Annotated in this window: 12 protein-coding genes; all 12 read right to left on the bottom strand. The window is 35.7% G+C overall.

The window, feature by feature from the left end; all coding sequences use genetic code 11:
• Positions 1-10 precede the first annotated feature (10 nt).
• Positions 11-781, bottom strand: coding sequence for a DUF4422 domain-containing protein (locus tag AAA071_RS08130; RefSeq protein WP_349234123.1), 771 nt, complete (start codon positions 779-781; stop codon positions 11-13).
• A complete protein-coding gene (locus AAA071_RS08125) occupies positions 762-2,372 on the bottom strand; it encodes an O-antigen ligase family protein (protein ID WP_302132390.1) in 1,611 nt (536 codons plus the stop codon). Before AAA071_RS08125 ends, AAA071_RS08130 begins: the two co-directional genes overlap by 20 nt.
• A gap of 237 nt (positions 2,373-2,609) precedes the next feature.
• Positions 2,610-3,716, bottom strand: coding sequence for a UDP-galactopyranose mutase (glf, locus tag AAA071_RS08120; protein ID WP_302132388.1), 1,107 nt, complete (start codon positions 3,714-3,716; stop codon positions 2,610-2,612).
• 10 nt (positions 3,717-3,726) lie between these two features.
• The gene (locus AAA071_RS08115) at positions 3,727-4,674 is read right to left on the bottom strand and encodes an acyltransferase family protein (RefSeq protein ID WP_287510038.1); all 948 of its coding nucleotides are present in this window, start codon (positions 4,672-4,674) and stop codon (positions 3,727-3,729) included.
• A gap of 32 nt (positions 4,675-4,706) precedes the next feature.
• Positions 4,707-6,146 (bottom strand): undecaprenyl-phosphate galactose phosphotransferase WbaP, encoded by a 1,440-nt coding sequence (wbaP, locus tag AAA071_RS08110; RefSeq protein WP_316057879.1) that lies wholly within the window; start codon positions 6,144-6,146, stop codon positions 4,707-4,709.
• Positions 6,147-6,396: 250 nt separating this feature from the next.
• Positions 6,397-7,575, bottom strand: a complete 1,179-nt coding sequence (locus AAA071_RS08105; RefSeq protein ID WP_302132383.1) for an O-antigen ligase family protein — start codon at positions 7,573-7,575, stop codon at positions 6,397-6,399.
• A 46-nt stretch (positions 7,576-7,621) separates the two neighbouring features.
• Positions 7,622-8,842, bottom strand: coding sequence for a glycosyltransferase (locus AAA071_RS08100; protein WP_302132381.1), 1,221 nt, complete (start codon positions 8,840-8,842; stop codon positions 7,622-7,624).
• 9 nt (positions 8,843-8,851) lie between these two features.
• Positions 8,852-9,790 carry a VirK/YbjX family protein gene (locus AAA071_RS08095; RefSeq protein WP_302132379.1) on the bottom strand — a complete coding sequence of 313 codons (939 nt, stop codon included), beginning with the start codon at positions 9,788-9,790 and terminating at the stop codon, positions 8,852-8,854.
• A gap of 13 nt (positions 9,791-9,803) precedes the next feature.
• Complete coding sequence (locus AAA071_RS08090) at positions 9,804-10,562, bottom strand: glycosyltransferase family 2 protein (RefSeq protein ID WP_302132378.1); 759 nt, start codon at positions 10,560-10,562, stop codon at positions 9,804-9,806.
• A gap of 15 nt (positions 10,563-10,577) precedes the next feature.
• Positions 10,578-11,546 carry a glycosyltransferase family 2 protein gene (locus tag AAA071_RS08085; protein ID WP_278457895.1) on the bottom strand — a complete coding sequence of 323 codons (969 nt, stop codon included), beginning with the start codon at positions 11,544-11,546 and terminating at the stop codon, positions 10,578-10,580.
• A gap of 99 nt (positions 11,547-11,645) precedes the next feature.
• Positions 11,646-13,679, bottom strand: a complete 2,034-nt coding sequence (locus AAA071_RS08080) for an LTA synthase family protein (RefSeq protein ID WP_302132375.1) — start codon at positions 13,677-13,679, stop codon at positions 11,646-11,648.
• Positions 13,680-14,040: 361 nt separating this feature from the next.
• Complete coding sequence (locus tag AAA071_RS08075; RefSeq protein WP_302132373.1) at positions 14,041-15,219, bottom strand: transcriptional regulator; 1,179 nt, start codon at positions 15,217-15,219, stop codon at positions 14,041-14,043.
• Positions 15,220-15,439 lie beyond the last annotated feature (220 nt).

The raw sequence follows: 15,439 nt of genomic DNA, 5'->3' as shown, positions 1-15,439 counted from the left end.
AGTCAGTATATTATCTCCCAAATAATTTACGTTTTAAAAATAATCCACCTTTTTTAATCCAATTTTGAGGTTCCATAAAAGATACATTTTGTTCTTTATAGCTAATATTATTAGCTTCAATCCATACATCAAGCAAGATTTCACTAACAAAGCCATAGATACGCGCTTCATACGTATCATAATCAGAAATATCAACACGTTTTTCAATTTCTTCTAAGATGGAAAACATCCATTCACAGTATTGATCAAATAAATCTCTACGCATAACGAACATGTTGAACATATGAGCCCAAGTACGATTGCATACCTTTGTGAAAGCAGCGCTATATTCGGGATATTGTTCAGCGATGATTTGCTCTGCTGCATCTAATCCTGAGCTATGGTGGGCATTATTATAGTGAGAACGATTAGACTCAATATAATATTTACGCTTATCTGCTACTACTACAGGATATTGTGAAAGTAGTTTCTCCCATTCTGCACCCGTCAAGATTTGATTCTTTTTATCTTCTACGGAGCGCACCTCTTTGCGCGTAAAATAACGTCTGTAGTGAACGAGACCAATATAATCTGCATCAAGATTTTTCCACGCCCAATAAAGGCCCGTCAATTCACAGTAATTAACATTCTTTGAAGATATATTATCTCCTGTATGATCCCCTGTATAACCAATATCAACCTTACCTTCTCGCCCTACATGAATCGGCATATAAACAGAATCTTCAGGCATCCAATATTGTTTATGTGTTGCTACTAAAATCTTAATATTCACTAATTTCATCCACCTTATTGCGATATGTATTTCTCGTATATACTAATGCATAACCAAACCCTAATAATATCCAAAAATAATACAGCTCATTTAAAGTCGTTCCTATTCCTGTCAACAAAGACTCTATATAAGCAATTGTAAAAAATATAATACATATATCTTTTGGATTTTTAAATACATAAATAAGCAATCTAACTAGTAAGAATACAATAGGTCCCATAAACAATACAAAACTTATGAATCCTGTTTCCGATAAACGAGAGGTATATTCTCCTAACATTGGAATAGAAATATTAATAAGGCCCTTATTTTTAATATTTTCAATCCACATTTTTACTTCCGCACCATTTAACGTATCTTCATCTAAATGATTCAAAACATATGGGGTACGTAACCCTTGCCCAATTCCTAATAATGGATTTTCTTTGAAAATATCTAAGTCAGCTTTCATAACACCATATCTTTGATTATTACTTCTCCTGTCTTTTTTAGATAGTGAAGAAATATTATTTTCCCCATAAGATTTAATTTCATTTGCAACCTGCTGAGTTGATATATTTTTAACTATTGTACTAGTTGTACTTTTATTAGAAGTATCTTGTACATAAAGAACATTAGATGTATATACTATATTTCCTATAAAAGCTAAAAGACCTATTAAAGTTACAAGAACTGTATGTACTACAAATTTTTTGTTTCTAAACTGAATACAAAGTGCCACTACAAGCAATATATGATCTATTATCAATAAAACAGTTGCCGTTCTACTATTTGCCAATAAAGTAATCATTTCTAAAAGTAATAAAAGAATGGAGGAAAAGATTAGCAATTTCTTATTCTTAGATGAAAAAATAACATTCCATATAAAAGGAATTGTAATAACAGTATAAATACCTAGAAAGGATGGCTCTGGAAAAAGAGAGCGAATTTGAAATTCAGACCAAAATAATGGTGGCCACCATGTATTATTAATCTCAATAGCATGAACAATAGGTCTTATGTATGTTAATAATGAAAGTGCCCATTGTTGTTTACCAAAATAAAATAGTTCAATAACACCAAAAATAACAACTAGACTAGCAGAAATTAATGAACTCTTACTTACTATTTTTGTAATTGTTTCAGAGCGATTTTTATACCAATAGAAAATCAAATAAGAAAATCCAAATGTAAAAATAAGTTGAGTCAAGGAATTCTTTAGAACTCTAAAGCTAAAATGAATGACTGATAAAGTATATTCACTCGCAGTTTCATTAAATATCAATTGAATTATGGCTTCCAATTTATGATTTATATAATTAGTGCCAGGAACTAAATCATAGTAAGGGAAATTAATCAAACCATAAATTAAAGATCCAGTAATACTGAAACCTAAAAGAGCTATATATAATATTTCTTTCCGATATAAATGATAGTGACGTAGACTATGTCTTTTTAGCCATACACTATACACTAAACAAATAAATAATGTATAAAATGATGCTTTTGCTGAAAACTCGCCACCTAAAAAACCTATTCGTAAAGACATGGGGATTACAGGGAATATTACAAATATAAAACTTAATCCTATTAAACTATCAATATATTTATTACTAGACATATACTCTCATCCTACTACTCTCATCTTATGATTTCAATTATATTAACTTGGAATTACCAAAGAAAGAGGGGCTATAAAAATATGTATTAAATCAACTAAATTAAAATGATTACTCATTTAGATAATCTCATACAATGTTGCATAATATTTAGATAACTAAAATACAATTGCGATTAACATGACCAACAACATCTAAAAATATAGTAGCCTCCTTTAGTGAATCTATCCACTCAATCCTCATTCCTGAAACTCCTTATTACATAATGCTAAAGCACTAGCAATAACCTTATCCATATCGTAATATTTATATTCACCTAAACGACCACCAAATATTACATTGGAAATCGCTTCGGCCTTTTCAACATATTTAGCATAAAGATCCAAATTCTTTACGTCATTTACCGGATAATACGCTTCTTCACCGGTTTTCCAGTCCTTTGGATATTCTTTTGTTACATATGTAACGGGCTGTGTACCAAATTCAAAATGCTTATGTTCAATGATACGAGTATACGGAATTTCACCTTCCGTATAGTTCACCACCGCAACGCCTTGATGGTTTTCCTCTTCGAGGCGGTCAGTTTCAAAGCGAAGGCCGCGATATTCTAATACCCCTTCAGAATAACCAAAGTATTCATCTATAGGGCCTGTGTAGATAATCTTATATGCCAAAGTTTCATATTCATTTCGATGTTTGAGGAAGTCTACACCTAAACGGACTTCAATGCCTTCTAACATGCGTTCAATCATCTTAGTATAACCGCCAATAGGGATTCCTTGGAAACGGTCATTAAAGTAATTGTTATCGTATGTGTAACGCACTGGTAAGCGTTTAATGATAAAAGCTGGTAGCTCTGTACATTTACGACCCCATTGTTTTTCCGTATACCCTTTGATGAGCTTTTCGTAAATATCAGTACCTACGAGGCTGATAGCTTGCTCCTCCAAGTTCTTAGGTTCCCCTGCAATCGCAGCACGTTGCTTGGTAATGATATCTTGTGCCTCTTTTGGAGTTCGAATATTCCACATTTTAGAGAATGTGTTCATATTGAAGGGCAAATTGTACATCTCACCTTTATAATTTGCCACAGGACTATTTACATAGTGATTAAATTCTGCAAATTGATTGACATAATCCCACACATGTTTCAAGGATGTGTGGAAAATATGAGCGCCATAGACGTGAATATTGATATCATCTTTGCTTTCACAATATAGATTACCTGCTATATGATTACGACGATCAATGACGAGTACTGATTTATCACGCTTGTGCGCTTCATGGGCAAATACAGCACCAAATGGGCCCGCCCCAATTACTAAATAGTCAAATTTTTTATTCATATATATATCCTTATTTTTTCATTCCAAGACATAGTAATCGTGAATAATGATTTTTTCTTAAGATATAACCTATCAAAATAGATAAAGTTGTAGATGCTAAGAAGCAAACAATAAAGGCTTCATAATACATTCCTAGCTTAGACCAAAGTACAATTCTAAATGGAATTTTAACAATATCACTAAAGATATATATATCCATTGAAACGGTACCTAAAAAGACTAAAAGTGTTTTATATAGACCAACTTTAGATTGAATTTTATTAGCAATATAATGTGTAATATTAATCCCCGAAACTGCTGTTATAAGAGTAACTATTTTAAAAGCATTCATATCATGAAGTAATGCATAGTTACCTACAATAAAAATCACCATAGATATAAGTGCTATTACTGTAGATTTCATATGATCCAATAGCATATATTTCTTTATATATAAGCCTAGGATATAGAAAAACTGATAATACAATATCTTTGATATCATAGATACAGAAAAGATATTTAATACATCAGAAAAGATTCCAACTATAAAAGATATTAATAATAAACCAAAATTTACACGCTTAACAAAGAAGGCAATGAGGATTGAAATAAAGAACAGACAATATAAAAACCAAAGTTCTCCATCCGGATTAATACCAATAAATATTTTCCATATATCCTGCGCATTTATTTGTTGATTTGCAAATTTTGATAAAGCTAATTTGAAAGGAAAATATAGTATTCCAATTGTAAAATATGGAACCATCAAACGTATGCTTTTATCTTTTATAAAATTCTGAAAGCCTTCTTTCAAAGGTATATGCATAAAATAACCAGCCACAAAGAAAAAAACTGGCATATGGAAACTGTAAATTATCGTTCGCATCAAATATAAAGGATAACTAGCAATTCCACTAGCACTTGCTTGATCCGGTACAGAATGGCCCAAAACAACAAGTAAAATTGCAATTCCCTTCATAATATCAAAACTAGTATCCCTCATAATAACGATTAATAGGCCCCTTTCGATTTAGCAACAGCCAATACAGTTTTCAACAGATATACAATATCAATCCACACAGACCAGTTGTGAACATACCAAGAGTCCATTAACACTCGTTCTTCATAGGTGGTATCACTGCGACCACTTACCTGCCAAACACCAGTAATCCCTGGTGGTACAAGGTAAAAGTCATTTATATAATCGCCATATTTTACAATTTCATCTCGAACAATAGGTCTTGGCCCTACGAGGCTCATGTCTCCAATGAGAACATTCCATAACTGTGGCAATTCATCAAGACTTGTTTTTCGAAGGAATTTACCGATTCTTGTAACGCGAGGATCATCTTTCAATTTAAAATCTCGTTCCCATTCTTCACGGGCAGCAGGATTATTTTTTAGATATTCCTCCAAAGCCTCTTGTGCATTGGGCACCATGGATCGAAATTTGTAACAAGAAAATGATTTCCCTCCTTGACCAACACGTTTATGACCAAATACGATAGGCCCTGGAGAATCCAAGTAAATCAATATAGCAATGATAGCGAGAATTGGTAAGATCAAAATACCGCCACATACAGTAGCTACTATATCAAAAATACGTTTGAAAATACGGTTAGACTTGCGTGCTAGGTTATTTTGTACACGCAATATGACGGCTTGTTCTTCCATCATGCCACGAGCACTGATATTACTAGTAGGTAAACCAAATAATTCAGGTACAAATGCTACTCGTTTTACCAATAATTGTAATTGATTAATCAAGGATACTAATCTTTTAGACTCAAGTCCGGGAGCGCAAATAAGTACAGTTTGAACTCCTGTATCTTTAATAACGCTTTCTACATCTTTAAAGGCGCCAAGGCATGGGTATTCTTTAGCGATGGATGATGATTTAGGATTATCATCTACATAACCAATAATCTTATAGGTAGTAATCGGCATGCGATCTAAAGACCTCTTTACAAGTTCTGCAGTCTTCCCCGCTCCAACAAGAAGAATCGGAATTGTTAAATATCCTGTTTTTGAAAGTATTTTTCCTACGATAAAACGCTCGCTAAAGATAAATACGAGCATACATATATAAGCAAAGGCAACAAATAAACGAGACACATCATTAATGACATGTCCTGTGTACATGAGGACAATAGATACAACAACACCGATCGTAATGCTACGGAATAAATTTTTCATCGTATCCCAATAAGGTGTTACCACAGAATAGGCATTATTAAGCAACAATATAGTTAAAAATACGATAGGTACAACACCATATACGTAAATTTCTTCTACCTTAAAATTTGAACTTACCGGTAAAATTGATAAGTTTAAACGCAAATAATAAGCTGCTAATGTCCCCAAAACAATAGCTATATAATCTGCTATAAGCACTATGAGCTTACTAATAAATAACTTTTTATTATTGTTATTACAGATAGAACTATTCATACTAATACCCCAAATTATAAGAAAAGGTTGTTTTCTCAATCTCAAAATATTAAGAAAACAACCTCTCTATCATACGAATACAATGTACTAATATTTACATATATTGTATCATATTTAAATATGTAAAACTATAAAAAACATAGATTTCACCTATCTTTTATGTAGTTATTTATTCTTTAAGTCTATTTGAATCCTACTTAATTGTCTATTAAATGGTAGTTAAATACTTTCCAATACAGCTATACGATTCTCAATTATCCCGCAATTGAAGCATCGTAGCTAACATAAAATACATAATGCGCATTCCTGATGAATTATCTAAAGTATACTCCACTTGGCCAAATACAAATACATAACAAATAACAGCAATCATAGCACAGAGGCTATAAGGATCTCGGTTCTTAAACCAAACCACAAAATTATCAACAATAATAGATCCATAAAAGATGAGAACCCCTAATAAACCTAAAAGGCCTACTTCACCAAGAAGTTGAATAAAATTATTGTGTGCATGATATAAATGTTGATTTTCCGTTGGTAATCGATAGGATACTTCATATATAGTACGCCATTGACCTATACCTACACCTGTCACAGGATGGTCTTTAAACATATTAATAGACGATGTCCACACATCAAAGCGGCCTAGGTTGGAACCATCTGTAGTCGTATTCGTAATGGACTCAAACCTAGCTACATATTGTGGTTGTGTACTAAATCCCCATACAACTCCACCTAATGCAGCAAGAACAACGACTACATAAATGAATCGTTTTAGTATATATGGTAAGGATACGATAGGCACCATAATCATACTAAAAAGCCAAGATCCTCTACTTTGATTGCCATACATGCCAAAACCAACACAGCCCAGTGCCCATAAAGCGGATGCTTTCACATAGCTAGGAAAGGCCGAATCTAATAAAATGACGCAGAAAATAGGCACTAACATAACCATGAGGCCCGATATGGTTAACACACTACTACCAAATCCCCATCCTCTATCGGTCATTCCTGAAACATGTTGATAAAAGGCTACTAAATTATCAATACCAAAATCCACAAAAAATACAGCAAGCATCGTAAATAATGTTTTCTTATCACGAATACACAGGGCGATAACGAAAAATACAGGAATCCGCCACAGCCAAACATTGATAAATTCAGGTAATCCTACAGCTATATTGTTCGTTAATACTGCAGAAGGCAATAACAATAACAACATTAGAGCAAACGTTTTACTATATTTTTTAACATAGGACGGAACATATAGGCCATGCCTATGTTTCCAAATATAGAAAATACTTAACAAAATAGCAATAACATAAAATACTTGACCAGCTGCCATGGATAGCCTTGTAAAGCATGCCATCAACGTAATCATAATGGCAATCCACGACTCTAATCTTACACTGGATAATACCCACATGTTCATTCTCCCTTACATATAAACTACAAACATTACATGGTACCCCTTATACATGTATGATGGATTGAATTAATGCACGATGACTGTAGTCCTCATTTGCATTCATTAATCCTTGATTATATTGCTCTTTATGATACTGTAAATTCTCTACAAATGTTTGAATCCCCCGTCTGATAGAGTTTACATCATCTAAATTTAAAAATTCCCCAATGGAATACTGTTCTAATACCTCGGGATTAATTTCTGGAGATATAAGAACAGGCTTGTGAAAGCCAATAGCAGTAAACAGCATAGCTGCCCAGTGATACCGATATCGCTCAGCCCCATACGGCAATAATAGAGCATCTACACTCAATAAGGCTGTATCCCAGTCTTTCCCTATCAGACTGGCATGGATGAATTTAATATTACTATACTGGCTATATTTCTTGATGATAGACTCAAATAAAATCCCATCTTCAGGCTTTACCGTTGCCCCTTGAACGACGAGTTGTACAGAATCATCATAATTAAGCGATACAAAGGCATCTATAAAGCGCTCAATGTTTTTCTCTTTTCTAAACTGACCAAAGAAACCTAATTTTATCGGTTTATTTGCTGCTATAGAGGTTTCCAAATTAGCACCTATACAAGTTGCAGAATTCGGATTTTTTTGGTCTTGTATATTAACATTGCCTTGCGTATCTCTATTCTTTTGTTCTCCATTCAATTCACTCGATGGCAAGAACACAGGAGGCAAAATTTTACGGACTCTTGGTAGATTAGGGCGCAACATATCATCGCGCAAAGAAATAACATCGAGGTATACGTTTTTATATGCATTAGCTCGATGAGCTTGCTTAATAAAGCGATCCATTTCGCCCTTGCCAATGCCATGGAAGATAACGTGTACTGCTGCCTTACTGTCCTTTAATGGCGTGTCTAACAAAGCTTTAATATAACGGTATGTCCCTGTGGGAATGATTAAAGCATCTATATTATGTTCTTTAATTTTTTCTGCTGCTGATGTGAACCAACTGCGGCGACGGCGTTCTCGCAAAATGGATAAAAATGGCTTCTTCCATTTAAACGCCCCCGCATAGGTCACTACCTCTCCCCCTTCTAAGTACACTATATCTACTCCATAGTCTACTTTGAAAGCAAAGTTCTCCGGTACGAATAGTACTGGCTCATGACCTTGACGCTTTAATTCGTTGATGAGGATCCGATCAAACTCCACCTCATGACCAGCAGGCATGACAATACTTTCTAAAATTGCTACGCGCATAGCACACCTCTAGGCCCTTACGTACGGTTTTATGTTTTCTTGAATCATAGCTTCATACTCATCTAAAAGAGCATAGCGATTGCGATATTGGCTACGTTTTTGTGATTTAATCTCTTCCATAGGTTTGCGTTCTTCTTCAAGTGGAATAGTGAAATAATTTGGATTAGATTCCAATACGGTACCGCCGATATCCTCCCACAAGGTATCTAATATAGCAACCTTTGATTTATTACCGCGCACCATATGTGAATTTGCATAGAAGCCTTCATCAGATACGGCAAGTATGGATTCTACTTGCGCAGCACGACCGATTTCACGAATCAAGAAGGTAATGAAGTTCTTAGGACGGTAACCATACATCTTTTTCGTAATCTTCTTAGCTCTCTCAAGACCATCTTTATAACCTTGAATAGTACCGATAACAAGAGTTCTCTCTCCGTTATGGCCTTTAGCAAAGCGAATATTTGCATGGTATACGCCCTTATCTTCGAGCAAGAGCATAACCGTCAAGAAACCTTCCTTACGTTGTCCCGGCTCGTAATATAGATGAGCAGACATATCGAGCTCATCGGAACTCCAAAGGGTAATACCCCGTTTTTTATCGAAATAATCAAACTCCGCTTCGTCTACATACATGAGCTGAATCGCTTCATCCGTAAACACCTCTTGTAATATGGTGAAATGCTGGCGAAGTGCTTCCAAGCGCCACTGTGGTGTAGAGTTTTTTATTAAAAACATACGGCTCATCAATTCATAGAGACTTGGATGTTTTTCCAACAGCTTTGGATCTGCCGTATAGGACTTAAAGAAGTTTTCAAATTCCGTAACCGTTGAGTCATGACGACAAGAGCGCATTGTATGTAAGAAGGTGCGTCTCGTTTCACGCCATGTGCGTTTGCCATATATAGTACGGCCTATGTGCCAATGTTTTCCAAAATTGCCTAACATAATGCTCCCTCTATTACAATTTTCCCTTGGATTTTAGTAAATAGTAAAACTTCACGTATTTAGTCATTGTGTAAAAGTAGTGATTAACAGACAAAATAAAGCCCATCTTCCCATCGAGAATGCCACCTTGTAAGAAGTACACCTTGATGAAAGCCCAAGTAGGGCGCAAAATTATATCCTTGATAAAAGAACAGCTTTTACCATTATCACGATATTTTTCCGCAGATAATGTGGTATAGTTGTTGAATTTATTGAAATATTGATGCCAATTATCGTAGGTGTAATGGTACATCGGATGTTGTAATTTTTCTGTTGGATACGGCGTAATTATGGCCGGATGCACGTAGCCTTCTACATAGCTACCCTCTTTAGGCATGAGGCGAAGCACATAGTCTGGACGTAATACACCATGTGTAGCGTGGTTATGATGGAATTTATTGCGCCGTTGAATCCAATACGCTTTATTAGGTTCGTTTACAACGATAGCTTGAATTTCTTTCGCTAGAGGCTCAGAAATGCGCTCATCCGCATCAAGGAATAAGATCCAATCAGATTTCGCTTGTTCAATACCAAAGGTTTGTTGCGCACCCCAATCGCCATTCATGGCGTGTTGCACAACACGAGCACCCATTTCTTCAGCAATTTTTGCAGTATCATCGGTGCTAAAATCATCAACAACCAAAACTTCATCGGCAAACTGCACAGACTCAATGCAGTCATGAATATTGTGTTCTTCATTTCTCGCTAAGATTATTACAGATACAGTTGCCATAGTTTTACCTTTCACTTACGAACGTACTTGTTTTGCTAAGTACGATAAACGAGCCCCTATTTTATGAATCCAATCGGCACGGCCAAAGGACCATAAAAAGAGCTTATATTTAGAATTTAATAGCTTATAGGATGCGTCATTGCGATAAGTTTCAATCATTTTTTTACACTTATCGTAATACACTTGATTACCCGTTGGCTTTGCATAGTAAGCCGTTAAACAGGATAATACGGCTTTCATCAATAAACTATTACAATCATCAACATATGGTAATTGATGATCTATAGCATATTGCAAGCGTTCTTCATAGCCCAACACAAAATCCCATCGAGATTTAGCATCAAAAGAAGTTTGAGTTATGGAATTTGGATTGAGTCGATAGTAATAGTAACAACGATTGATATGACCCACCCGATTAGCATTAGCTACATATAGATAGGATGTAGCAGTATCCTCGAACTTTCGACCTACAGGAAAACGCACATCACCGATAGCACTGCGTTTATATAACTTACTCCAAGCTGCCACAAAACAATCATGCATGGCTAATCGCAAGGCATCCTCTTTCTCATAAATTTCTAATTGACCATCATTGCAACCTTCGATAATATCACCATTTTTATCTCTGAAAGCAGTAAATTCGATAATATCAAGATCATGCTCTTTTAAAAGCTTTAACATATCTTCATAGAGGGTAAGCCCAACGTAATCATCGGAGTCTACAAAAGCAATATAGTCACCATTAGCCGCTTTTATTCCCGTATTGCGAGCAGCACTAAGACCGCCATTTTCTTGATGAATGACCTTGATGCGCTCATCATAGGCTGCATACTGATCGCAAATATCACCACTAGCATCTGTAGAACCATCATTTACTAAAATGATTTCCAAATTCATATACGTTTGGTTTTGAATGGATTCAATACATTCTGCAACATAAGATTCCACATTATAAACGGGTACAATGACCGAAATTAACTCCATTCCATGCTCCTCTTACAACATGTACTAGCCAAACTAGTTTTACAAACTCTCAAACTTATATAGTTCGTTCTAGCTAAATATCATTAGCTAAAATGTTCCTCACTTAATGTTATTTCCATGTTTAATGCGCCATGCTGCGAGTTCGCGCATGTTTTTAATCATATCTCCATAGGATTGAGGCATGCTCGCACTTTGTTCTAACACTTTGCCACTTTTATCAAGATATAGTCTATGATTAAATACAAATTTCTCTTGTGTAAACAAACTTGGTACCATCGCTTCATAGGTTTGACCAGGTCGGCCTATTAATTCCGCCAAGGTTGGAATGATTTGAATGCTCATGCCGAACGCATTAGGCGCAAGCCAGTCTTTATGAATGCCGCGACCATAGAAAATAATAGGAATCGTAGACGCCACATTAGGACCTACTTCACGAGCAAAGTTAAAGCGTTCGCTATGGTCACCTGTAATGACGAAGAGGGCCGACGGATCTGCTATTTCTTCGCGAGCGATAAAATCACCCATTACGTGGTCTGCGTACCAAATATGGCCCATTTCGTTCAATTGCTTATCGTTTTCTTCGATAGAATCAGGCAAATGCCCTTTTACCTTATTCACATCGTAGCCTTCCTTACCCACATTGATGCTATATGGTGGATGATTAGAAGTGGTCATGATAACATTGAGAATTTTTTCCCCTCTATGTTGATCCATGTAGGCAGAAATAGCTTTAAATAAATATTTATCGCCTACACCCCAAGCGTTGCCGTCTTCGCTTGGCATTTCTGAAGCATCGTGGAATTCATCGAAGCCTTGAGATAAAGCAAAGTTCTTAACGTTTTGCCAAGTACTAAAGCCACCATACCAAAATACAGTCTTGTAGCCTAGCTTTTTCATAACAGGACCAATGCCTAAACCGTAAGGTTCTTTGAAACTTTCACCTTCATAGTTAGGATATAGCCCTGTATCAGGCATCCCTGTCAACAAACCATTGATGGCTGGCATCGTGCCTGTGCCTTGGGCAAGAGCTAGTTGCGTGCTCATCGCTTGAGGGCTGGCAGCGTATTTACGACCTTGCTCAACGAGGTACGCACCAGGCTCGTTATATTCAGCAAGGAACGGCCACAAGCCATAGGATTCTCCAAGAACGAGGTTTATAGACTGCGGTTGATCCGCTAATCGTTGTGTCGTAATGGTTCTCGTGAAAGAACCGTCAAAATTTGTACCGTTAAACTTACCACCAACGGAAGTGATTTTTTCGTTTAACTCTTGAGGTGTTAAGTTGATAACCTCCAGCTCAGCCGTCCGTTTCGCAATGCTTTTAACACGATAGAGCGCTTGTACATCATCGAGGATATTTTCGTTTAACAGATTTGAACTAAGACGGGCTGCACTTTCCCAGTTGATAGAATTTGTATAGCTGAAAGCACCGCCAAATCTAAAGAATAGACCTAATACGCCAATAGCGACAGTCAATCCAATGCCCGTCATCCATTGCGTTTTCTTCGTCTTAGGATACCAAGTAGTACAAAGTCGTTGATGATCTGCAGAATCACTATTTCTTACATTATCCGCATCATCACCATTCCTTAGGTCAACAGCGTAATCACTATATTTCTTGGCCCCCCACGCTAGGAAACGAACTAGAAAATAGCAAAGAGCTGCACTCAATACAACGGCCCCTATGATGTACATGAGGGCATTATATTCATTGATAGCGGTATTTACAATGGCGCCGATATCATCGTTTTTACCGTTGATGAGCATCGCATTGTAGGAGGAATTGAAAATTTTATAAAACGGAATGCGTCCCAAAAATAGGAAAGTCAACAATATAGTCGCAATGGAGTAGAGGACCTGTTTAATGCGCAAGGACGGCCATTTTGGCACAAAGGTATGTACCAACGTCCCCCCTAAAAAGCCCAATAAACACAAAGAACCGACGGTCTTGAGACTCAATCTAAATCCTAGCCATAAGGACGTGAGGATATTCTCCATCGTCACGGAAGCCAGTTGTGATTGAAATACTGCAAGAAACACGATTCTAAATGCAGTCAACAAAACAGAGAAAAAGATAAATACCTTAATCTCTGTTCGTATGCCTTCAAATAATCGCTGCCATCGGTTCATCATTAACCCCTAACTGTTGAATCGTATAACCAAATTGTTAATTCACTAATCCAACTATATTGTTACAAACGTAACAAAACTACATAACTATACTGCCTAAATAAATAATAAAATTCATAAACTACATATATATGCTATATATATATGCTACATAATATACTACATATATATTCTACGTAATTTGTTACATCATATTCTACTAATTACATAACTATCAATTATTTCGGATATTTCTTACATTTAGGACCTTTACATCGTTTGCATTTACCGCATCCACGGTCGATAGTCTCAGCACCTGCTGATTTTTTCGCACTAGTACTCTCCTTGACCATCTTTTCAGAGGCCTTACTATTCCATACGGAAACTATCGATTCTGCTTTTTTGCGGATTCATCCTTTTTGGATTTTTTATCCTTTTTCTTATCTTTCTTCTTATCTTTTTTCTTGAAAGTATCAGCCAAGAAGACTGTTTTTAACTTATCATTTAAGACTTTAAGCTTCTTTTCAGCTTTATCTTTCTTTTTCTTTAACTTTTCTTCGTCTTTAGAACGTTTTTCTTCCTTAGACTTCTTGTGTTTTTTCTCTTTTTTATCTTCTTTAGACGTTTTATCTTTCTTAGATTTTTTTTCGCCTTTGGACTTTTTGTCTTCTTTGGATTTCTTATCCTCTTTAGATGTTTTACTTTCCTTGGATTTTTTATCGTCCTTAGATTTCTTATCTTCAGAGCTGTTGATACGCGCCCATTCATCATCAACGCGTTTCAATTTCTTTTTAAGAAGCTTCTCCATCTTCTTATTTGTTTTATCGGACTCTAAACCAGCTTTACCAAATAATAAAGCATTCACCGCCGTGTATGGATCAATAGAGGACATATCCTCATCATCTACTTTAGCCGCCTCTGATTTCTTATCTTTTGAAAGTTCATCAAAACCATCTACATCTAACGCTTCATCTTCATCTAAATGATGAATTGCTAAGCTTTCAACGCCTTCTAATGGTTTAACATCAAGGTGCTCAATCGCAGTATCTTCAAAATCTGCCATTTCCTTACCGGAGCTTTCACCAAAACCAGTAAAGAGGCCGCCTATAGATTTTAATTCATTCAATTTAATATGATTCATGCCCACCGTAGAATCATGATGCACAGGAACGTCAGATAATTGTACCTGTTCCATAGCATATGCATCATAATTATGACTTGCACCCTTGCCAAGTCCAGATGTATTAGAAATGACGATATCTTCCTTATCGCCACCTAGCACATCGCCAAATAGATCTTCTTCTAAAGATTCGTAAGAATGCAATAAGGCCATACGTTTTTGAACATCTTCAATTTGATTCCACAAATCAACGAGAGAAGATGTATAATACACCCGTTCTTTTACCTCTAAATACGCTTGGTAAACGATAGATAATTCGGTCTCATTAAGGCCTTCCTCTGCACCAATTTCTTCAATCATTTGTTGAATCTGTTGATCTCGGTCATATCGTTTAATTAACGCTTTACGAATGCGTTCAATCAACATTGTATCGATGAGTTCCATATGCACCTCCTGTATTCAATACACTCAGCCCTACCCGCTACATTAGCGTATACGAATCAATGTATAGAATCATAAAAATGAATTAATTTTATAATCTCTAATATATTATTATAGCAGAATTTATCTGCTTTTTCCTTAATAATATGTGTAAAAGTTCCTTAAAAATAGAATAAAACCTCAATTTAAATACGTCCCTAATAGTATGCATTTCATACTACTA

The sequence above is a fragment of the Veillonella parvula genome (assembly GCF_040097785.1).
Taxonomy (GTDB): Bacteria; Bacillota; Negativicutes; order Veillonellales; family Veillonellaceae; genus Veillonella; species Veillonella parvula_D.
Note: the sequence above shows the minus strand (reverse complement) of the source record. Positions and strands in the feature narration are given on the sequence as shown.

Bases quoted from the DNA above. Each gene is read 5' to 3' on its own strand.
- AAA071_RS08130 (WP_349234123.1), bottom strand. From the start codon at position 781: ATGAAATTAGTGAATATTAAGATTTTAGTAGCAACACATAAACAATAT.
- AAA071_RS08125 (WP_302132390.1), bottom strand. From the start codon at position 2,372: ATGTCTAGTAATAAATATATTGATAGTTTAATAGGATTAAGTTTTATA.
- glf (WP_302132388.1), bottom strand. From the start codon at position 3,716: ATGAATAAAAAATTTGACTATTTAGTAATTGGGGCGGGCCCATTTGGT.
- AAA071_RS08115 (WP_287510038.1), bottom strand. From the start codon at position 4,674: ATGAAGGGAATTGCAATTTTACTTGTTGTTTTGGGCCATTCTGTACCG.
- wbaP (WP_316057879.1), bottom strand. From the start codon at position 6,146: ATGAATAGTTCTATCTGTAATAACAATAATAAAAAGTTATTTATTAGT.
- AAA071_RS08105 (WP_302132383.1), bottom strand. From the start codon at position 7,575: ATGTGGGTATTATCCAGTGTAAGATTAGAGTCGTGGATTGCCATTATG.
- AAA071_RS08100 (WP_302132381.1), bottom strand. From the start codon at position 8,842: ATGCGCGTAGCAATTTTAGAAAGTATTGTCATGCCTGCTGGTCATGAG.
- AAA071_RS08095 (WP_302132379.1), bottom strand. From the start codon at position 9,790: ATGTTAGGCAATTTTGGAAAACATTGGCACATAGGCCGTACTATATAT.
- AAA071_RS08090 (WP_302132378.1), bottom strand. From the start codon at position 10,562: ATGGCAACTGTATCTGTAATAATCTTAGCGAGAAATGAAGAACACAAT.
- AAA071_RS08085 (WP_278457895.1), bottom strand. From the start codon at position 11,546: ATGGAGTTAATTTCGGTCATTGTACCCGTTTATAATGTGGAATCTTAT.
- AAA071_RS08080 (WP_302132375.1), bottom strand. From the start codon at position 13,679: ATGATGAACCGATGGCAGCGATTATTTGAAGGCATACGAACAGAGATT.
- AAA071_RS08075 (WP_302132373.1), bottom strand. From the start codon at position 15,219: ATGGAACTCATCGATACAATGTTGATTGAACGCATTCGTAAAGCGTTA.